At 70.4% G+C, this 18080-nt stretch carries 16 protein-coding genes; 10 read left to right on the top strand and 6 right to left on the bottom strand.

The features are described from left to right. Positions 1-96: 96 nt before the first annotated feature. Complete coding sequence (gene rpmB, locus ACFVJQ_RS20715) at positions 97-282, bottom strand: 50S ribosomal protein L28 (protein WP_003993230.1); 186 nt, start codon at positions 280-282, stop codon at positions 97-99. 265 nt (positions 283-547) lie between these two features. Here rpmB and ACFVJQ_RS20710 point away from each other — a divergent pair, with 265 nt between their 5' ends. Then, a complete protein-coding gene (locus ACFVJQ_RS20710; RefSeq protein ID WP_385512918.1) occupies positions 548-2257 on the top strand; it encodes a DAK2 domain-containing protein in 1710 nt (569 codons plus the stop codon). Positions 2258-2305: 48 nt separating this feature from the next. On the opposite strand, the gene ACFVJQ_RS20705 is transcribed toward ACFVJQ_RS20710, so the two are convergent. After that, positions 2306-5317, bottom strand: a complete 3012-nt coding sequence (locus ACFVJQ_RS20705; protein WP_385512917.1) for a tetratricopeptide repeat protein — start codon at positions 5315-5317, stop codon at positions 2306-2308. Then, entirely contained in the window at positions 5314-7167 is a 1854-nt protein-coding gene (locus tag ACFVJQ_RS20700) for an HSP90 family protein (RefSeq protein ID WP_385785714.1), read from the bottom strand. Before ACFVJQ_RS20700 ends, ACFVJQ_RS20705 begins: the two co-directional genes overlap by 4 nt. A 188-nt stretch (positions 7168-7355) precedes the next feature. Here ACFVJQ_RS20700 and recG point away from each other — a divergent pair, with 188 nt between their 5' ends. The 8 genes from recG to mutM all read left to right on the top strand — a co-directional run bounded on the left by recG (position 7356) and on the right by mutM (position 14691). Beyond that, positions 7356-9554, top strand: coding sequence for an ATP-dependent DNA helicase RecG (gene recG / locus ACFVJQ_RS20695; RefSeq protein ID WP_385512915.1), 2199 nt, complete (start codon positions 7356-7358; stop codon positions 9552-9554). A gap of 71 nt (positions 9555-9625) precedes the next feature. Continuing rightward, positions 9626-10213, top strand: a complete 588-nt coding sequence (gene rsmD / locus ACFVJQ_RS20690; RefSeq protein WP_224736859.1) for a 16S rRNA (guanine(966)-N(2))-methyltransferase RsmD — start codon at positions 9626-9628, stop codon at positions 10211-10213. A gap of 26 nt (positions 10214-10239) precedes the next feature. Further along, the gene (coaD, locus tag ACFVJQ_RS20685; protein WP_224736879.1) at positions 10240-10719 is read left to right on the top strand and encodes a pantetheine-phosphate adenylyltransferase; all 480 of its coding nucleotides are present in this window, start codon (positions 10240-10242) and stop codon (positions 10717-10719) included. A 133-nt stretch (positions 10720-10852) separates the two neighbouring features. After that, complete coding sequence (locus ACFVJQ_RS20680; RefSeq protein WP_385512914.1) at positions 10853-11896, top strand: cell division initiation protein; 1044 nt, start codon at positions 10853-10855, stop codon at positions 11894-11896. Positions 11897-12045: 149 nt separating this feature from the next. Beyond that, entirely contained in the window at positions 12046-12690 is a 645-nt protein-coding gene (locus ACFVJQ_RS20675; protein ID WP_129801575.1) for a DUF177 domain-containing protein, read from the top strand. Positions 12691-12692: 2 nt separating this feature from the next. Then, entirely contained in the window at positions 12693-12866 is a 174-nt protein-coding gene (gene rpmF / locus ACFVJQ_RS20670; protein ID WP_003951102.1) for a 50S ribosomal protein L32, read from the top strand. A gap of 7 nt (positions 12867-12873) precedes the next feature. Beyond that, positions 12874-13740, top strand: a complete 867-nt coding sequence (gene rnc, locus ACFVJQ_RS20665) for a ribonuclease III (protein WP_385512913.1) — start codon at positions 12874-12876, stop codon at positions 13738-13740. Positions 13741-13830: 90 nt separating this feature from the next. After that, complete coding sequence (gene mutM / locus ACFVJQ_RS20660) at positions 13831-14691, top strand: bifunctional DNA-formamidopyrimidine glycosylase/DNA-(apurinic or apyrimidinic site) lyase (RefSeq protein WP_385512912.1); 861 nt, start codon at positions 13831-13833, stop codon at positions 14689-14691. Positions 14692-14707: 16 nt separating this feature from the next. Here the strand turns inward: mutM and ACFVJQ_RS20655 are convergent, their stop codons facing one another. Then, positions 14708-15109 (bottom strand): helix-turn-helix domain-containing protein, encoded by a 402-nt coding sequence (locus ACFVJQ_RS20655; RefSeq protein WP_224736855.1) that lies wholly within the window; start codon positions 15107-15109, stop codon positions 14708-14710. A gap of 164 nt (positions 15110-15273) precedes the next feature. Then, the gene (locus ACFVJQ_RS20650) at positions 15274-15879 is read right to left on the bottom strand and encodes a hypothetical protein (protein ID WP_385785707.1); all 606 of its coding nucleotides are present in this window, start codon (positions 15877-15879) and stop codon (positions 15274-15276) included. Positions 15880-16346: 467 nt separating this feature from the next. Between ACFVJQ_RS20650 and ACFVJQ_RS20645 the strand changes: the two genes are divergently transcribed. Beyond that, the gene (locus ACFVJQ_RS20645) at positions 16347-17567 is read left to right on the top strand and encodes a helix-turn-helix domain-containing protein (protein WP_385785704.1); all 1221 of its coding nucleotides are present in this window, start codon (positions 16347-16349) and stop codon (positions 17565-17567) included. 123 nt (positions 17568-17690) lie between these two features. Here the strand turns inward: ACFVJQ_RS20645 and ACFVJQ_RS20640 are convergent, their stop codons facing one another. Further along, positions 17691-18044, bottom strand: coding sequence for a GntR family transcriptional regulator (locus tag ACFVJQ_RS20640; protein ID WP_385785701.1), 354 nt, complete (start codon positions 18042-18044; stop codon positions 17691-17693). Positions 18045-18080: the final 36 nt, after the last annotated feature.

Below are 18080 nucleotides of genomic sequence, written 5' to 3'. Positions count from 1 at the left end.
CGGATCCGCTTCGGGCACAGCAGAGAGCCGGTCCACACGAGGTGGACCGGCTCTCTGCAGCGAACCAGCAGTGGCCGCGCGCTTAGCAGCTGTGCGTCAGCGCGAGACCTTGCCGGCCTTGATGCACGAGGTGCAGGCGTTCACGCGCTTCGGCGTCCCGCCGACCACGGTACGCACACGCTGGATGTTCGGGTTCCAGCGGCGGGACGTACGGCGGTGCGAGTGCGAGATGTTGTTGCCGAAGCCCGGCCCCTTGCCGCAGACGTCGCAGTTGGCAGCCACGGGTCACTCCAAAGACTTCAGATGCACTTACGGTTGATCCCGGCATGCCGGGATCGAGATCTTAGGCTCTTGCGAGCGATCTGAGATCTGAGTGGCGTTGCCAGGGGAATAGCCCGATCAGGATCGGGCAACCGGAGCAGCATACAACGACTGCGCCCGTACAACGAAACTACCACGGCGGCTCAGTCGTCCGCCCCCGCCCTCTTCCGCCGGGCACCGGCCCCAGGGCTACGCTGCGTCCGACGTCCAGCTCAAGGAGGCGCAGGTGGCGCAGGTGCCGCAGACATTCTTCGATGCTCTGGCGGTGCGTACCTGGTGCGGTCTCGCGCTGGAGGCGCTGGGACGCGCGCGTGAGGAGATCGACGCGATCAACGTGTATCCCGTGGCGGACGGGGACACCGGCACCAATCTGTACCTGACCGTCGAGTCGGCGGTCGCCGCGGTGGAGGCGGTCTTCGCCGCGCACGAAGTCGGCTCCGGGGACCCCGGGGGGCCGTCGCTGGCCGAGGTCACGCGCGCGATGGCGCACGGGGCGCTCATCGGGGCGCGGGGCAATTCCGGGACGATCCTCGCGCAGCTGCTGCGCGGTATGGCGCAGGTGCTCGTCGACGGTGCGGACGCTCGGACCGACGCCCAGAGCCTGCGACTCGCGCTGCGGCGCGCCGCCGACGCCGCCCGCCAGGCCGTGGCCCACCCGGTGGAGGGCACGGTCCTGTCGGTCGCCTCGGCCGCTGCCGACGCGGCCGGTGGAGCCGAGGGCGACTGCGGGACGGTCGCACGGGCCGCCTACGAAGGGGCGCGGGCCGCTCTCGCCGCGACCCCGGGACAGCTGGCCGTCCTCGAGCGGGCCGGGGTGGTCGACGCCGGAGGACGCGGGCTGGTGGCGGTGCTGGCGGCGCTCGTGGAGACGTTCACGGGGGAGGCGCCGGGCACGGTGGCGGTGTCGGCTTCCGCGCGGCACGCGCGCGTGGGGTCCGACACATGGCAGGCACCTCGGGGCGGACCGGTCGCCGACGATGCGGCGGAGTGTGCGGAGGGGGTGGCAGAGGGCGGTCCCGCGTACGAGGTGATCTACCTCCTGGAGGCCGACGACGCATCCGTGGCACGGCTGCGGCAGCGGCTCGACGGGCTCGGGGACTCGCTCGTGGTCGTCGGCGGGGAGGGGCTGTGGAACGTCCATGTGCACGTGGACGACGCCGGCGCCGCCGTGGAGGCGGGTGTCGAGGCCGGGCGGCCGTACCGGATCCGGATCACGCACTTCGCGGCCGACGACGTGCACACCTCCCGCGGGGAGCGGCCGGCCCGGGAGCGGGCCGAGCGAGCCGTGGTGGCCGTCGTCCCCGGCGAGGGCCTGGCCGGGCTGTACGCCGAGGCGGGCGCGACGACCGTGCTCGCCCGCCCCGGGGAGCCGCCCGCGAGCGGGGAGCTCGTCGAGGCCGTACGGCGGGCGCACGCGCGCGAGGTCGTCCTGCTGCCCAACGACGCCGAGCTGCGCCACACCGCGGCCGCGGCGGCCGAGCAGGCCCGTGCGGAGGGCATCCGGGTGGCCCTCATCCCCACGCGCTCCGCGGTCCAGGGCATCGCGGCGCTCGCGGTGCACGAGCCGGAGCGCCGCTTCGACGAGGACGTCGTGTCGATGACGTCGGCGGCGGGCTCGACCCGCTACGGCGAGGTCGTCGTCGCGGAACGCCAGTCCTGGACCATGGCCGGCATCTGCCAGGCCGGTGACGTTCTCGGCCTCATCGACGGGGACGTCGCCGTGATCGGGTCGGACGTCACCGCCACCGCCGAGTCCGTCCTCGACCGGATGCTCGCGGCCGGCGGGGAACTGGTGACCCTCGTCCTCGGCGACGAGGTTCCCGAGTCCGTGGCCGAGCGTCTGGAGGCCCGGGTGAGGGAGGCGTATCTCGCCGTCGACACGGTGGTGTACCGGGGTGGGCGGCAGGGGGCGATGCTGCTCATAGGGGTGGAGTAGGGCCCATCGGTGGAGGGTTCATCGCTCCCCGCCTCCGTGGGGTTTCGTTCAACGATCCTCCTGTTCCTCCACCACCCGCAGCAGCTGCTCGGCCTCTGCCCGCCGCGCCCGAGCGACGTCGGTCTCGTCGACGGCATCCGCGTACGCGGCCAGTACGGCACGTGCGCGTGCAGCCGCCTCCGCGCTGCGGCCCAGGTCGGCCGCCAGCCAGCCCGCGGCGAGTTCGGCACCGGTACGGCTGTGCACGGCGGCGTCCCCGAGCGAGGCGAACACTGCGACGGCCTGGGCCACTTGGGCCAGGGCCTCCGCGAACGCGGCCTGGATCGAGCCGTCCCCGGCGTCCTCGGCGGACGAGCGGGCCAGCAGGTCGCCGAACTGGCGGTGCGTGTCGCCCAGTTCGGCGGTCAGCCGCTGCTGCGCGTCCTCGTCGGCCGTGGCATCCAGCGCCCGCTCGCACTCGCCGAGGGCGAGCGTCATCAGCTCCCGTGCCGTGTCCGTGCCGTCCTCCGTGCGCAGAGCGAGCCACGCGCGGGCGCGCAGCGAGCGGACCAGACCGTGGACGTTGCCGAGGGAACGCCACAGGTCGCCCGCGCGCGCGTACGCCCGGTCCGCCTCGGCGGGCAGCCCCGCCTGTCCGAGGGACTCGGCGGCGAGGTGGGCGAGGGTCGCGTGGTCCTGCTGCTCGGGCCAGTGCCGGGCGATCTCGGCGGCCTGCAGTCGGCGCTCGGCGGAGGCGCGGTGCTCCCCGAGCTCGCTGAGGCAGTCGCCGAGCCACCACTGGGTCTGGACGATCGCGCCGTCGCCGTGCGTCTCGGCCGTCAGGTCGAGCAACGCCGACTCCAGCACCTCGGCGGCCTCGGCGCACCGCCCCTGCCGCAGCAGGAACCCGCCGAGCAGGTGCCGGGCCCAGGCGCCGAACGTCGGGCCCTCGCCGGCCTCGTCGGCCCAGTGTGCTGCCTCCAGGGCGTGCTCGGCGGCCTCCGCGGACTCGTCGCTGCCGCCGAGGACCTCGGCGAGCTGCAGGTGCAGCTGGGCCCGGCCGGTCGCCTCCAGGTGCGGTCCGCCGTGCTCCAGGGCCGCCTTCAGCGCCCGCTCGGCCTCCGCCGTGTCGCCGAGGTGGTGGGCGAGCCCGGCCAGCCGGGCCTCGTACTCCACCGCGAACCACGGCAGCCCTGCGTCGACGTACGCCGCCGAGGCCTGTGCGAACAGTTCGGCGGCGGCCTCCAGATCCCCGTGGTGCACCGCGAGTTCGGCGAGCATGGCCCACGCCTCGGCGGCCCGTGAGGCGAGCCGGACGTCGTCCCCGGCGTGCCCCTCCACGAGCGCCAGCACCTCCCGCGCCGCCGCCTCGGCGTCGGCGAGGACGGCCTCGTGCGAGGAGCCGGGGGACGGTACGGCGTCGGCCTCTGCGGCAACGTCGGCCCCCGGCGCCCCGGAGGCCTCGTCCGCCTCCTGCACCCTCCGCATCAGGATCCGCGCCCGCCCCATCAGCACGGACGCGGTCTGCCGGACGCCCGTGGCACCCTCGGCATACAGGGCGAGGACCCGGTCGTAGGGCTCGGCGACGGCCTCGACCGCCTCGGCGACCTGCCCCCCGAGGGCGCGTACGTACGCCGCACGCGCGTGTGCCGCCAGCGCCTCACCGGGGTCGCCCGCCTCGGCGTACAGCTCGGCGGCGCGTTCGAAGAGCTCGGCGCCCTCGGGCCCGAGGTCCATCGCCTGGTGATCGGCGATCTCCGCGCGGTCACGGGCGTCCAGGTCGACGCCCTCCGCGGCCCGGGCGACGGCCGCCCAGGCCTCGACGGCGTCCGGCTGCAGGGCATCCGACAGGCGGCGCGCCTCGGCCAGCAGCGCGGCCAGGTCCGGCTCGTCCCCGCTCGCGGCGGGCGAGGACGCGACGGGCGCCACGGACGCCGGGCGCGCCGCCCGTACGCCCAGAGACAGCCGTTCCGCACGCACGCCCAGGGCGAGCCGCTCCACCAGCGGCCGCTGCCCCATCCGCGTGCGTGCCCGCTCACTGACGTGCGACGTGCCGTTGCGCTGGTCGAAACGCGCCGCCAGGGCGAGGGCCTCCGCGCGCGCGTGGGCGGCCAGTTCGCGTGCGTTCCATGTCCGGCCGGCCGGTCCCGGGACCTGCTGATCGCCCAGGCCCAGCTCGGTGAGACGGTCCATGAGCAGGCTCACCACGCTCATGAACTCCATGCGGCTGCGCGGATGTCCGGTGTCGGTGAAGTACGCCGGCCGCTCGGCCAGCAGCTCCAGGCCGCGTGCCTCGTTGCCGGTCAGCGCGCAGAACTCGACATGGTCGGCGTACGCGCCCCGCATGCTCTCCATGGCCCGTACGAGCCGGAAGCCGCGCAGATGGTGGGCGCGTGCCTCGTCCAGGCGGCCCAGCCGCAGCAGGGGCACAAGGGAGGACGCCAGGGTGGTGTGCGGCTCGTGGGCGCAGGTGAACTCGCCGTCCAGCACCGGACCCCACAGCTTCAGCGCCTCGGCGTCCGCGCCCCGTTCCACCTGCCACCAGCCCTGGCCGTGCAGCTCGCACGCGTGGCAGTCGGCCATCCTGTCCCGGTCCGCGGCCAGCCACGCGGCGTACGCCCGCTCCGCCCGCTGCATGTCTCCGATATGCGCGGCCACGCTGAACTCGGCGCTGCGCACGGCCCGTTCGGAGTGCCCGGCGAGGCGGTAGCGGTGCTCCATCTCGCCGAGCCACTTCTCGATGGAGGCCAGCGGGATGTGCGGCTGGTCGAGCATGCCGGACGACATCCACTTGAAGACCCAGTGCAGGGAGTGGGTCTCGTACTCGTCGAAGTCCTCGGGCCGCTCGTCCCACATGCGCAGCAGACGCGCGAAGGGGACGAACATCTTGTCCTTCTCGGAGCTGTAGTTGTAGACCTTCAGCTGGTGTCCGAGCGCCTCGATCACGGCGAGCGGGATGCCCAGCTTCTCGGCCTCGGCGAGCAGCTGTTCCGCGCGCGCGTTGCGGCCGGGGCCCTCCGGCTGCTCGGAGTTCTCCGCCATCGCCCGGCGCAGCGCGTCGAAGTCGGTGATCTCACTCATCGGTGACCGTCCCCAGGGGAGTCGGAGTCGCTGTGGGTGGCCCATTCGAGGAGGCCGATGAACGCGCGGTTCAGCAGCGCGGAGTCGGCCGGCCGCAGCGGGCGCTGCGCCATGAGCAGGGCCTGGCCGTACAGGGACTCCGTGGCGGTGCCCACGAGCTCCGGTTCGTTCAGTGAACTGATCCTGCGGATCAGCGGGTTGAGGTGGTTGAGCACCAGACGCGCGCGCGGGGTGCTGCCCCGCAGCGAGCCCAGGATGCCCGCCCACAGGTCGTCGGCCTGCTCCTCCGCCTCCGCGCGGGCCTGCTCGTGCCGGGCCGTCCGGTCGTCCAGATGCAGCGCGGGCACGGACAGGGGGTGGAAGGCCCGCAGGACCACGTCACAGCCCAGCGGGTCCAGGGTGGCCCGCGCGGCCGCCAGAAAGCCCGAAAGGGCCAGCTCCTCGGCCGGGTCCACGGCATCCAGGTGGGCGGTCACCGTGTCGGCGTCGAGCTCGGCCACCACGGTGCCGGGGCGGACCGAGGGCAGCGCCTCGACCAGTTCGCTGTCGTACGTGTAACCGCCGTTGACGACGCCGATGCCCTGCGCGGACGCGATCGGGGCGACCTGCCGGTACTCCTCGACGGTGCGCGTGAAGTGCACCACCGGGTGCCGCAGGGCGAACTCCTCCAGGGACAGCTGCCCGTCGGTCGTCTCGAAGGGCAGCCACGGCAGCATCGTGCGCAGCATCTCCCTGTCGTGCCGCGCAAGGGACTTCACGCCCAGATGGTGCACGGACAGGAACGCCGCCAGCCGCTCCGGATCACCGGCGGCAAGACCCGTCAGCCAGGACCGGATCCGCTCGCCCAGCGCTTCCCGTACGGCGGCCAGCGTCTCGTCCTCGTAGAGCGACTCGCGTGACGCCGTGGGCCGCAGGCTGTCGGTGTCGAGCACACAGCGAACGAAGAACGCCCAGTCGGGCAGCAGCTGTTCGGCGCGCTCGGTCAGCAGCATGCCCTTGAGGTGGACCCGGTGCCGGGCGCGCTGCGCCGGGCTGACCGCGGCGGGCAGGACGTACGCCACACCGCGGATGCCCGCGAGCGGCACGTTGAGGTCGATCGAGTCCAGCGGCGTGAACCCGAACAGCTCGTGACAGTGCCGCGCCAGGGCCACCCTCCGGGTGGCGGGGGAGGGGTACGGCCGGTCCCAGGGCGCCGGAAGGTCGGTGACCGCCTCCTCGCCCACCCGCACGTCGTACGGCAGCAGCGAGCCGAAGTCCCGCGCCAGCGCCAGCACCCGCTCCTCGGCCAGCCACTCCCCGGCCCCGGCCCGCGCCACCAGGTGCACGGTGGTGCCCGGTTCGGGACGGGCCTCGTCCGGCAGCGTCCGCACCGTGTACGAGCCGTCGTCGGTCGCCGTCCACTCCACGGGCCGGGCATCGGGCGTGCGGGCACTGCGGCTGACGACCCGGATCCGCTCGGCGACGACGAAACAGGCCAGCAATCCGATGCCGAACTGCCCGAGAAAGTCGGAGCGCGCCTCCTGGATCCCGTCGGCCCGCTTGGAACTGCGGCCGATGGTCGCCAGCAGGCTGTGCACATCGGCCTCGGTGAGCCCGACGCCGGAGTCCTCCACCCGCAGGGCGCCGCCCCCGGCGTACAGCCGCACCCGCGCCGGGGCGTCGGGCTGTTCGGCCCGCCGGGCGGTGATGGCGTCGACGGCGTTCTGCAGCAGCTCGCGCAGATAGACCTTCGGGCTGGAGTAGAGGTGATGGGAGAGCAGATCCACCAGACCGCGCAGGTCGACCTGGAACGTATGAGGTGAAGGGGCTGGCTGGGATGCCTGTGATGACTGTGAGGTCTGGGAGTCCATCGTCACAGCGCCGGTGGGGGGACGACGTCGGCGCGGGGTCGGGCGGTCCGGGTGAGGCCGTGACCGCGAAAGGATGGCCGGGGCGCGCCATCCTAAAGCCCCAGCGAGCCGTCTGACCAGGGATTTCCCGAGACGTATACGGCTGCGCGCCCGGGACCTCTACGGCATTGTCAGTGGTGTGGTGTGCAATGGATCTCGTGCCCGCACTGGAAGAACCACTGAAGAAGGTGCTCGGCCCAGCCACCGCGAAGGTGATGGCCGAGCACCTCGGCCTGCACACCGTCGGTGACCTCCTGCACCACTACCCGCGCAGATACGAGGAGCGGGGCCAGCTCACCCACCTCGCCGACCTCCCCATGGACGAGCACGTCACCGTGGTCGCCCAGGTCGCCGACGCCCGCCTGCACACCTTCGCCTCCGCCAAGGCGCCCCGCGGCAAGGGCCAGCGCCTGGAGGTGACCATCACCGACGGCAGCGGCCGGCTCCAACTGGTCTTCTTCGGCAACGGCGTGCACAAACCCCACAAGGAACTCCTGCCGGGCACCCGCGCGATGTTCGCGGGCAAGGTCTCCGTCTTCAACCGCCGTCTGCAACTCGCTCATCCCGCCTACGAGTTGCTGAAGGGGGACGCCGAGGACGCCGTCGACACCTGGGCGGGTGCCCTGATTCCGATCTACCCGGCCACCGCCAAGCTGGAGTCCTGGAAGATCGGCAAGGCGATCCAGACGGTCCTGCCCAGCGCCCAGGAGGCCGTCGATCCCCTGCCGGACTCCCTGCGCGAGGGCCGCCGCCTGGTCTCCCTCCCCGAGGCCCTCCTCAAGATCCACCGCCCGCACACCAAGGCGGACATCGCCGACGCCCGCGACCGCCTCAAGTGGGACGAGGCCTTCGTCCTCCAGGTCGCCCTGGCCCGCCGCCGTCACGCCGACGCCCAACTCCCGGCGGTCGCCCGCAAACCCAAGCCCGACGGCCTCCTCACGGCCTTCGACGACCGCCTCCCCTTCACCCTCACCGAGGGCCAGCAGAAGGTCTCCAGGGAGATCTTCGACGACCTCGCCACCGAACACCCGATGCACCGGCTGCTCCAGGGAGAGGTCGGAAGCGGAAAGACGATGGTGGCCCTCCGCGCCATGCTCGCCGTCGTCGACGCCGGTGGGCAGGCCGCCATGCTTGCGCCCACCGAAGTGCTGGCCCAGCAACACCATCGGTCGATCGTCGAGATGATGGGCGAGCTGGCCGAGGGCGGGATGCTGGGCGGGGCCGAGCAGGCCACCAAGGTCGTGTTGCTCACCGGGTCCATGGGAGCCGCCGCCCGCCGCCAGGCGTTGCTCGATCTCGTCACCGGGGAGGCCGGGATCGTGATCGGTACACATGCGTTGATCGAGGACAAGGTGCAGTTCCACGACCTGGGGCTGGTCGTCGTGGACGAACAGCACCGGTTCGGGGTCGAGCAGCGCGACGCCCTGCGGGGGAAGGGCAAGCAGCCGCCCCATCTGCTCGTCATGACGGCGACGCCGATTCCACGGACCGTCGCCATGACCGTCTTCGGCGACCTGGAGACCTCCGTCCTCGACCAGCTCCCGGCCGGCCGGTCCCCGATCGCCAGCCATGTCGTCCCCGCCGCCGACAAACCCCACTTCCTGGCCCGGGCCTGGGAGCGGGTGCGCGAGGAGGTCGGCAAGGGTCATCAGGCGTACGTCGTCTGCCCCCGTATCGGTGACGAGGACGAGGACCCGAAGAAGCGCAAGTCCCCCGAGGACGAGGCCGAGAAGCGCCCCCCGCTCGCCGTCCTCGACGTCGCCGGCCAGCTCGCCGGGGGCCCGCTCCAGGGTCTGAAGGTCGAGGCCCTGCACGGCCGTATGCCGCCCGACGACAAGGACGCCGTCATGCGCCGCTTCGCCGCCGGTGAGACCGACGTCCTGGTCGCCACGACGGTCATCGAGGTCGGCGTGAACGTGCCGAACGCGACCGTGATGGTGATCATGGACGCCGACCGCTTCGGCGTCTCCCAGCTCCACCAGCTGCGCGGCCGCGTCGGCCGGGGCTCGGCGCCCGGTCTGTGCCTGCTGGTCACCGAGATGCCCGAGGCGAGCGCGGCCCGCCAGCGGCTCAACGCTGTGGCGGCCACCCTCGACGGCTTCGAACTCTCCCGTATCGACCTCGAACAGCGCCGCGAGGGCGACGTCCTCGGCCAGGCCCAGTCCGGCGCCCGCACCAGCCTGCGCGTGCTCGCCGTCATCGAGGACGAGGAGATCATCGCCGAGGCGAGGGAGGAGGCAGCGGCGGTGGTCGCGGCCGACCCGGAGCTGGAGCGGCTGCCGGGTTTGCGGACGGCGCTGGATGCCCTGTTGGACGAGGAGAGGGAGCAGTATCTGGAAAAGGGGTGATCCGGCATCGGCGCACAGGCTGAGAGACTGGAACCGTCACGACAGCTGCACACCGACAAGGACGTAAGGACATGACCCGCGTGATCGCCGGCCGGGCCGGTGGACGCCGTCTGGCCGTTCCGCCGGGGAACGGGACCCGCCCCACCTCCGACCGCGCACGCGAGGGCCTCTTCTCCACCTGGCAGTCCCTGCTCGGCGGCCCCCTGGACGGCGAGCGGGTCCTTGACCTGTACGCCGGTTCCGGCGCCGTCGGACTGGAAGCCCTCTCCCGGGGCGCCGGACACACCCTCCTCGTCGAAGCCGACGCCCGAGCGGTCCGCACGGTCCGGGAGAACGTCAGAAACCTCGGCCTGCCCGGCGCCGAGGTCAGGGCAGGCAAAGCCGAACAGATCATCCGCACACCGCCCCCGGCGGAGCCGTACGACATCGTCTTCCTCGACCCGCCGTACAGTGTCTCGGATCACGATCTTCGCGAGATTCTGCTCACACTCCGCACGGAGGGGTGGCTCGCGGACGAAGCCCTCGTCACCGTGGAGCGCAGCACCAGAAGCGGTGAGTTCGGGTGGCCGGAGGGCTTCGAAGCACTCCGTACCCGCCGGTACGGTGAGGGAACGTTTTGGTACGGTCGCGCCGCCTCTACGTGCGAAGACGCACCATGACCGGACCGGAGAGCGAGGGATCTCAAGTGCGCCGCGCCGTCTGTCCCGGGTCGTTCGACCCGATCACCAACGGACACCTCGACATCATTGCCCGCGCCTCCCGCCTGTACGACGAGGTCTATGTCGCGGTGATGATCAACAAGTCCAAGAAGGGCCTCTTCGAGATCGACGAGCGGATCGACCTGATCCGCGAGGTCACCGCCGAGTACGGCAACGTGCGGGTCGAGGCCTTCCACGGCCTCCTCGTCGACTTCTGCAAGCAGCGCGACATCCCGGCCATCGTCAAGGGCCTGCGCGCGGTCAGCGACTTCGACTACGAACTGCAGATGGCCCAGATGAACAACGGCCTGACGGGCGTCGAGACCCTCTTCGTGCCCACCAACCCCACTTACAGCTTCCTGTCGTCGTCCCTGGTCAAAGAGGTCGCGGCCTGGGGCGGCGACGTCTCCCACCTGGTTCCCCCGCCGGTCCTGGCCGCCCTGACCGAGCGTCTCAAGCAGGACTGAGGGCGCCTGGAGCACGCCCGGGACGCGCGCCGCGGTCCCTGATGGCCCGTCATCCGGTGTCCGGCGGGCACCCCGTGGCCGTACAGTCGTCCCGTCCGTCTCCAACACAGCTGTAGAGAGTGGCGAGCAACCGGTGGACGTGCAGAAGAAGCTCGACGAGATCGTCGCGGCGGTCTCCAGTGCCCGGGCCATGCCCATGTCGGCCTCGTGCGTGGTCAACCGCGCCGACCTGCTCGCCATGCTGGAAGAGGTGCGCGCGGCGCTGCCCGACTCCCTCGCCCAGGCCCAGGAGCTGATCGGCGGCCGGGAACAGATGGTCGAGCAGGCCCGTCAGGAGGCCGAGCGGATCATCCAGGGTGCACACGCCGAGCGCGGCTCGCTGATCTCCGACACCGAGGTCGCCCGCCGCTCCCAGGCCGAGGCCGACCGGATCCTCGCCGAGGCCCGCAAGGAGGCCGAGGAGATCCGCGCCGAGGCCGACGACTACGTCGACTCCAAGCTCGCCAACTTCGAGGTCGTCCTCACCAAGACCCTCGGCTCTGTCGGCCGCGGCCGCGAGAAGCTCCTCGGTACCGGCCCCGGCCTCGACGACCAGGGCTACGAGGATGAGGACGCCCCCGAGCGCAGCCACGACCCGGAGACCCTGCGCCGCACCGCCGACGAGTACGTGGACGTCAAGCTCGGTGCCTTCGAGGCGGTCCTCGCCAAGACTCTGGAGGCCGTCGGCCGCGGCCGCCAGAAACTGCACGGCCGGATCGCCACCGACGACCTCGGCGCCCTGGACACCACGACCGTCCAGCACAGCAGCGACGCCGACTACCTCGCCGACCTGGCGGCCATCGCCGACACCCCGGCCGAACAGCCGCCGCCGGCGGTACCGGCCCAGCCGTCGTACGCCCAGCAGGACGCCTACGCGTACCAGCAGTCGCCGCAGCAGAACGATCCGTACGGCTACCAGCAGTACGCCCAGCAGGACCCGTACGGCTATCAGCAGGCCGATCCGTACGCCGCCTACCCGCAGCAGCCCGCGTACGACCCGAACCAGGGCGACCCCGGTTACCAGCAGCCCCAGCCCCAGCCCCAGTCCCAGGCGCTCGACGAGACCAGCCTCTTCGACACCAGCATGATCAGCGCGGAGCAGCTGCGGGCGTACGAACAGGGCCGCGGCAACGGCTGACGCAGCCGATTGGGCCGTCAGCGAAAGGTCCAGTATCCTGGCTCTTCGGTCGCGTGTGCGCTGTGCTGACTTCGTAGACGCCCGCGATCGACGCTGCCCGGGAACACCGAAGGGCGGCATACCTGAAGCTCACAGGATCGAAAGCAGGAATGGCTCTGAACGCCCGCCTCGACCACCGCAACCCTCTCGTGTTCGACACACACGAGCTGGGTCGGCGGCCTGGTGCGCTGCAGCGCCTGACCCGCACGATCGACGCTCCGAAGGACCTCGGTCTCAAGGATGTCATCGGGGTGCCGGAAGGCGCACCGGTGGAGCTCGAACTCCGGCTCGAGTCGGTCATGGAGGGTGTGCTCGTCACAGGCACCGCCCGTGCGCAGGCCGAGGGGGAGTGCGTAAGGTGTCTGGAGCCGGTCGAGCTCGAGCTCGAAGCGGACTTCCAGGAGATGTTCTCGTACCCTGACGCCGATGACCGGGGCCGCGTCAAAGCGGAGCCGGCCGACGACGCCGAGGAAGACGAGGACAGGCTCTTTCTCGAGGACGGCCTGTTCGACCTCGAACCCGTGCTGCGCGATGCGGTGGTGCTCGCACTGCCGATGCAGCCGGTGTGCCGGGAAGACTGCCCCGGCCTGTGCTCCGAGTGCGGAGCGCGGCTGGCGGACGACCCGGACCACCACCACGACGCCGTCGACATCCGTTGGGCGGCATTGCAGGGACTCGCCGGTTCACTCGAAGACGGCGATAAGGACGAGATGAGCGGCGCCGAACCGGGCGTCGACGAGAAGCAGGAGAAGTAGCCGTGGCTGTTCCGAAGCGGAAGATGTCGCGCAGCAACACGCGCCACCGCCGGTCGCAGTGGAAGGCTGCGGTCCCCACCCTGGTTGCGTGCGAGCGCTGCCACGAGCCCAAGCAGCAGCACATCGCGTGCCCGTCGTGCGGCACCTACAACAAGCGCCAGGTCCTCGAGGTCTGAGCGGCTGGTGAGAGGCACTGTGTCCACGCCAAAGAAGCAGGCTTCCCGTGTGAGCGGGAGTGCACCGGCGGACAACCAGGCCTCGTCCCACACGCTTCTGGAAGGGCGGCTCGGCTACAAGGTCGAGTCCGCCCTTCTGGTGCGAGCGCTGACCCACCGTTCCTACGCGTACGAGAACGGCGGTCTGCCGACGAACGAGCGGCTGGAGTTCCTCGGCGACTCCGTCCTCGGTCTCGTCGTCACCGACACGCTGTATCGCACCCACCCCGACCTGCCCGAAGGCCAGCTGGCCAAGCTGCGGGCCGCGGTGGTGAACTCGCGTGCGCTGGCGGATGTGGGGCGGACGCTCGAGCTCGGCTCCTTCATCCGGCTCGGCCGCGGTGAAGAAGGCACGGGAGGCCGGGACAAGGCATCCATCCTCGCCGACACCCTCGAAGCGGTGATCGGCGCGGTCTACCTCGACCAGGGCCTGGACTCGGCGGCGGAGCTGGTGCACCGCCTGTTCGACCCGCTGATCGAGAAGTCCTCCAACCTCGGAGCCGGCCTGGACTGGAAGACCAGTCTCCAGGAGCTCACCGCGACCGAAGGCCTCGGTGTCCCCGAGTACCTGGTCACGGAGACCGGCCCCGACCACGAGAAGACCTTCACTGCTGCCGCCCGCGTCGGAGGCGTCTCGTACGGCACCGGCACCGGCCGCAGCAAGAAGGAGGCGGAGCAGCAGGCAGCGGAGTCCGCCTGGCGGTCCATCCGTGCCGCGGCGGACGAGCGCGCCAAGGCGGCGAAAGCCGCGCAGGCCGCGTCCGCCGAGGCCGCTCAGGTGGCGGCAGCGACCGGGACCGCTTCGGCGGCCACGGCAGTCGAAGCCGACGACTGAGCGCCGTCATCCAGCACAGCGCAACCCGAGCGCCCGCCCCGCACCCGGGGCGGGCGCTCGGCTCATACACCGGTTGTCACGGGGGATGCCATGCCCGAGTTGCCCGAGGTCGAGGTCGTACGGCGCGGTCTTGAGCGGTGGGTCGCCCACCGGACCGTCGCCGACGCCGAGGTGCTGCACCCACGTGCCGTGCGCCGCCATCTCGCCGGCGCCGACGACTTCGTCCACCGTCTCAAGGGACACCGGGTCGGCACACCGAGTCGGCGCGGCAAGTACCTGTGGCTTCCTCTGGAGGACACCGACCAGTCGATCCTGGCCCACCTCGGCATGAGCGGCCAGCTGCTGGTCCAGCCGCACACCGCACCCGACGAGAAGCATCTGCGCATCCGCATGCGCTTCGCCGACGCCCGCGATACCGAGCTGCGGTTCGTCGACCAACGCACGTTCGGCGGACTGTCGTTGCACGACACCACCCCCGACGGCCTGCCCGACGTCATCGCGCACATCGCCCGTGATCCGCTCGACCCGCTGTTCGACGACGAGGCCTTCCACCAGGCCCTGCGCCGCAAGCGCACCACCATCAAACGGGCCCTGCTGGACCAGTCGTTGATCAGTGGCGTCGGCAACATCTACGCGGACGAGGCCCTCTGGCGTACCCGCCTGCACTACGACCGCCCGACGGCGACCTTCACCCGCCCGCGCACGCACCAACTCCTCGGCCACATCAGGGACGTGATGAACGCGGCCCTCGCGGCGGGCGGCACCAGCTTCGACAGCCTGTACGTCAACATCAACGGCGAGTCGGGCTACTTCGACCGGTCGCTGGACGCGTACGGGCGGGAAGGGCTGCCGTGCAAGCGCTGTGGCACGCCGATGCGCCGGCGCCCGTGGATGAACCGGTCCAGCTACTACTGCCCCAAGTGCCAGCGCCCGCCGCGGGTGGCGCCGTAGGGGCAGGCCCTAACCGCTACCGAGGCGCGCGTTCCTCGTCGTAGCGCTCGCGCGCCGCGAGGACGTCGTCCATGCGGCCCTCCACGTAGTGGATGAGGGCCAGCAGACGCTCGGCGACCTCGTGGCCCAGCGGGGTGAGTTCGTAGTCCACGCGGGGTGGGTTGGTCGGCTGGGCCTCGCGGTGCACCAGGCCGTCGCGCTCCAGCGCATGCAGGGTCTGGGACAGCATCTTCTCGCTCACGCCGTCGACCCGGCGGCGCAGCTCGTTGAAGCGGAAGGACCCCTCGTGCAGGGCGCCGAGCGTGAGCGCGCCCCAGCGTCCCGTGACGTGCTCCAGCGTGCCGCGCGACGGGCAGGCCTTGGAGAACACGTCGTACGGAAGGTTCTGCTCCGCCGTGCGCTCCTGCGTGGTCGTCATTCCTCAAGCGTACTCGAACACAGCGCTGACCCATAGATTGCGCTAACCATTGGTTAGTACATCTGGGACGCTCCTAGTACCCGAAGAAGTGAAGGGCCGGGTCTCTGACCTGCGGACGTGCAATCGATCAACGCTGCGACCTGCGACTTAGCTGTCGACGGTTGTCAGCGCTGGTCGTCGTTGAGCACCCTTCGACGGCCCCGAGACGGCCCGGAAGGGCGGGTGTATTTGATGCCTAGCTCTGCTCGTGCGGCATCCACGAAAAGAGCGTGGGCCTGCGTCAACTGCCCCAGAAGCGCTTCCCCCTGTTCGCTCCCGTTGGGGTTGCCACGGTGGGCGGCGCTCGGGTTGAAGGAGCGCATAGCGGCGTTGTAGGAGACCACTGCCTGTTTGACGGCGTCACTACTCGTGATCAGCAGCACCTCTTGGGCCAGGCGAGTGACCTTAGGGATCGCCTCGGAAGCGAGTCGCATCGCCTCGGCAGCTTCCTGGCTCACCGGATTGTTGCTTCGCTCCTCGGGCGACGGTCCGGCTGCATTGATCAACCAGGCCCAATTGATCTTCTGGGTTGCGTCCATCTCCGCATCCATGAATGCCGCGTACGCGATTCGCCGCTCCTGCCAAAGTCGCGTCTCCTGCTGTTCTGCTGCTGTGCGGTCTTGATCGGCAATCTGCCATTTGCGGGATCGCGCTGCTTGGGCTGTTTGAGCCGCTGCACCCGCGATGACCCCTCCCAGTGAGCCGATAAGACCTGCGATCGCCGCGTCCATGAGAGTGAACGTTAGGCCGAACACGAGGTCGGCGGAGCGACTTTGGCCTGGAGCTGCTTTGGCGCGAGTGATCATGGCCCCTTACGCTGGCCCGCGGATCGGGCAGGCTGTGGACCTGCCCGTTAGTGCCCGATGTGGGGCCATGATCTTCGAGGCTCGCGCCAAAGTGGCTGGCTAAAGTCGCGGAGCCGACCGCCCCGGCCACGACGTGTTCTGACCTCATGCTCCGTGTGCCTGCCTCTTGGGCGGGAGCGGGCGGTCGGCGGTGCCGAGCGGGGCGGAGACATGAGCGCGGGCGCCGACGGCCGCCCGCGCCCGCCCGGAGGAGCGAAGCGACGACGGGTGCTTGATGAGGTAGAGAAATCCGTAACTCGGGCCTGTTGAGGGCCTGTTCGAGCGGCCACTGTCACTTTTACTGACAGCCACGTGGTTGGGCGTGGGTACCGTCGTAGTGTCGAAGGGAACCCATGATGAAGGCTGAACTGACCACGGGGCAGCGCGTAGCAAGGGCTCGGCGCCGTCTCGGCTGGGATCAAGCGCAATTGGCGGCTGCGGTCGACCGCTCCGTTAGCTGGGTCTCCAAGGTCGAAACCGGACGCCTTCCGCTCGATCGCATGAGCGTCCTTGGTCAGCTTGCCGAAGTGCTCGGCGTAGAGGTCATCGAGCTGACGGGACAGCCGTACCGGCATGACACTGCGGAACTCGACTCCGGCCACGCCGCCATCCCCGGCCTCCGCCTCGCCCTCCAGCAAGCGACCATGCCCGGCGGGGCTGCCCTGATTGCGACGACGGAATCTCCCACCCTTTCCGACCTCACGACGCGCGTCGAGGCTGCCGAGAGGCTGAGGCAGGATGCGCGGTTCACGGCCCTGGGCGATGTTCTTCCTCAGATCCTCCGTGACCTGGTCGTTCTCTGTGACGTATCCGTGGGGGACGACCTTGTTCGAGCTGAAGGGCTCATGCTTCGGGCAAGCCACATGGCACGCGTGTCCTCCAACCTGCTCGGGCATCACGATCTCGGCTGGAGTGCCGTTCAGCGTGAGCTGGTGGCTGCGGAACGGGCTGAGTCGCCGATCCTCCAGGCGGCTGCTCGGTGGGACCTTTGCGGCGTCTGGCTGCACGAAGGTGCGCTTGGTGCGGCGCGTGACATGGCGCGCAAGGCTCTCGATGACCTCGAACCTCACCTGGGCACGGATGATCAGACGGTGCGTGCTCTCTGGGGTGCGATGCACCTTCGCGCAGCGGTCGCGTGGTCGCGGCTCTGGGACCGTTCGGAGGCAGAGTCACACCTGACGGAGGCTCGCCAGGCCGCCGCCGGCGTATCGGCGGACGGGAACGCCTTCCAGACTCAGTTCAACGCGGTGAACACAGAGATCCATTCAGTGGAGGTGAGCCTGGAGCTGGGGCACCCGCGCGACGTGCTCTCTCGCGCCGAGCTGGTCAACATCGCCCGTATCGCATCGGGCGAACGACAGTCGCACTTCTGGGTCTGCACGGCTGCCGGACAGATGATGAACCGTAAACCGGCGCTTGCTGCTGACGCGATCCTGAAGGCTGACGCGATTGCCCCTCAGCACGTGCGCAACAGGCCACTGGCTCGCAACCTCGTCGACGACCTGAGGTCGAGCGACAAGCATTCACATTCGGCGGAGATCAGGCGTCTCGCCGCGAGCATGAAGCTGGGCTGATCATCGGAAGGGGGAAGGCTGCTGTGAAGGTTGCAGACAGGGCGCGATTACTGGGCGAGCTGCACGACATCAGGAGGAAGCTTGCTGAAGCTTCTCAGAGGGTTGATCGGCTGACTTCCTCCGTCAAGGACGCTCGCGGACCTGCTCTTCCAGCCGATCGAGCCGCGAGTTGATCAGCTTCAACGCGGCCTTGATCTCGCCTAGCTCATCGACCATCTTGTCGGCCTCCTCGGAGGAGTCCGGGCCGTCCGGGTCGCTGGCAACGAAGGTTCCGCGCCCCTGCTGACTGACGATCAATCCTTCGCGGCGAAGGATGTCGAGTGCGTGGCGGATGGTCATTGCGGCAACGCCGTAGTGCTCCGCCATCTTGGCGTTTCCGTCGAGCCGCTGACCAGCCTTCAGGGCTCCGGCAGCAATCTTCTTCCGGAGATCGTCGGCCACCTGCTCGTAGGCGCTACGGGGATCGTCAGGGCTCACAGTCACCTCCCCAGGTTACCTAAGTGACCTAAAGAA

This window comes from Streptomyces sp. NPDC127197, from assembly GCF_042672405.1.
GTDB lineage: Bacteria > Actinomycetota > Actinomycetes > Streptomycetales > Streptomycetaceae > Streptomyces > Streptomyces flavusporus.
This window is presented reverse-complemented; position numbering and strand designations above follow the sequence as displayed.

Excerpts from the sequence above, each read along its gene's own strand:
- ACFVJQ_RS20705 (WP_385512917.1), bottom strand. The coding sequence starts at position 5,317 with ATGAGTGAGATCACCGACTTCGACGCGCTGCGCCGGGCGATGGCGGAG.
- ACFVJQ_RS20700 (WP_385785714.1), bottom strand. The coding sequence starts at position 7,167 with ATGGACTCCCAGACCTCACAGTCATCACAGGCATCCCAGCCAGCCCCT.
- recG (WP_385512915.1), top strand. The coding sequence starts at position 7,356 with ATGGATCTCGTGCCCGCACTGGAAGAACCACTGAAGAAGGTGCTCGGC.
- rsmD (WP_224736859.1), top strand. The coding sequence starts at position 9,626 with ATGACCCGCGTGATCGCCGGCCGGGCCGGTGGACGCCGTCTGGCCGTT.
- ACFVJQ_RS20675 (WP_129801575.1), top strand. The coding sequence starts at position 12,046 with ATGGCTCTGAACGCCCGCCTCGACCACCGCAACCCTCTCGTGTTCGAC.
- mutM (WP_385512912.1), top strand. The coding sequence starts at position 13,831 with ATGCCCGAGTTGCCCGAGGTCGAGGTCGTACGGCGCGGTCTTGAGCGG.
- ACFVJQ_RS20655 (WP_224736855.1), bottom strand. The coding sequence starts at position 15,109 with ATGACGACCACGCAGGAGCGCACGGCGGAGCAGAACCTTCCGTACGAC.
- ACFVJQ_RS20650 (WP_385785707.1), bottom strand. The coding sequence starts at position 15,879 with ATGGACGCGGCGATCGCAGGTCTTATCGGCTCACTGGGAGGGGTCATC.
- ACFVJQ_RS20645 (WP_385785704.1), top strand. The coding sequence starts at position 16,347 with ATGATGAAGGCTGAACTGACCACGGGGCAGCGCGTAGCAAGGGCTCGG.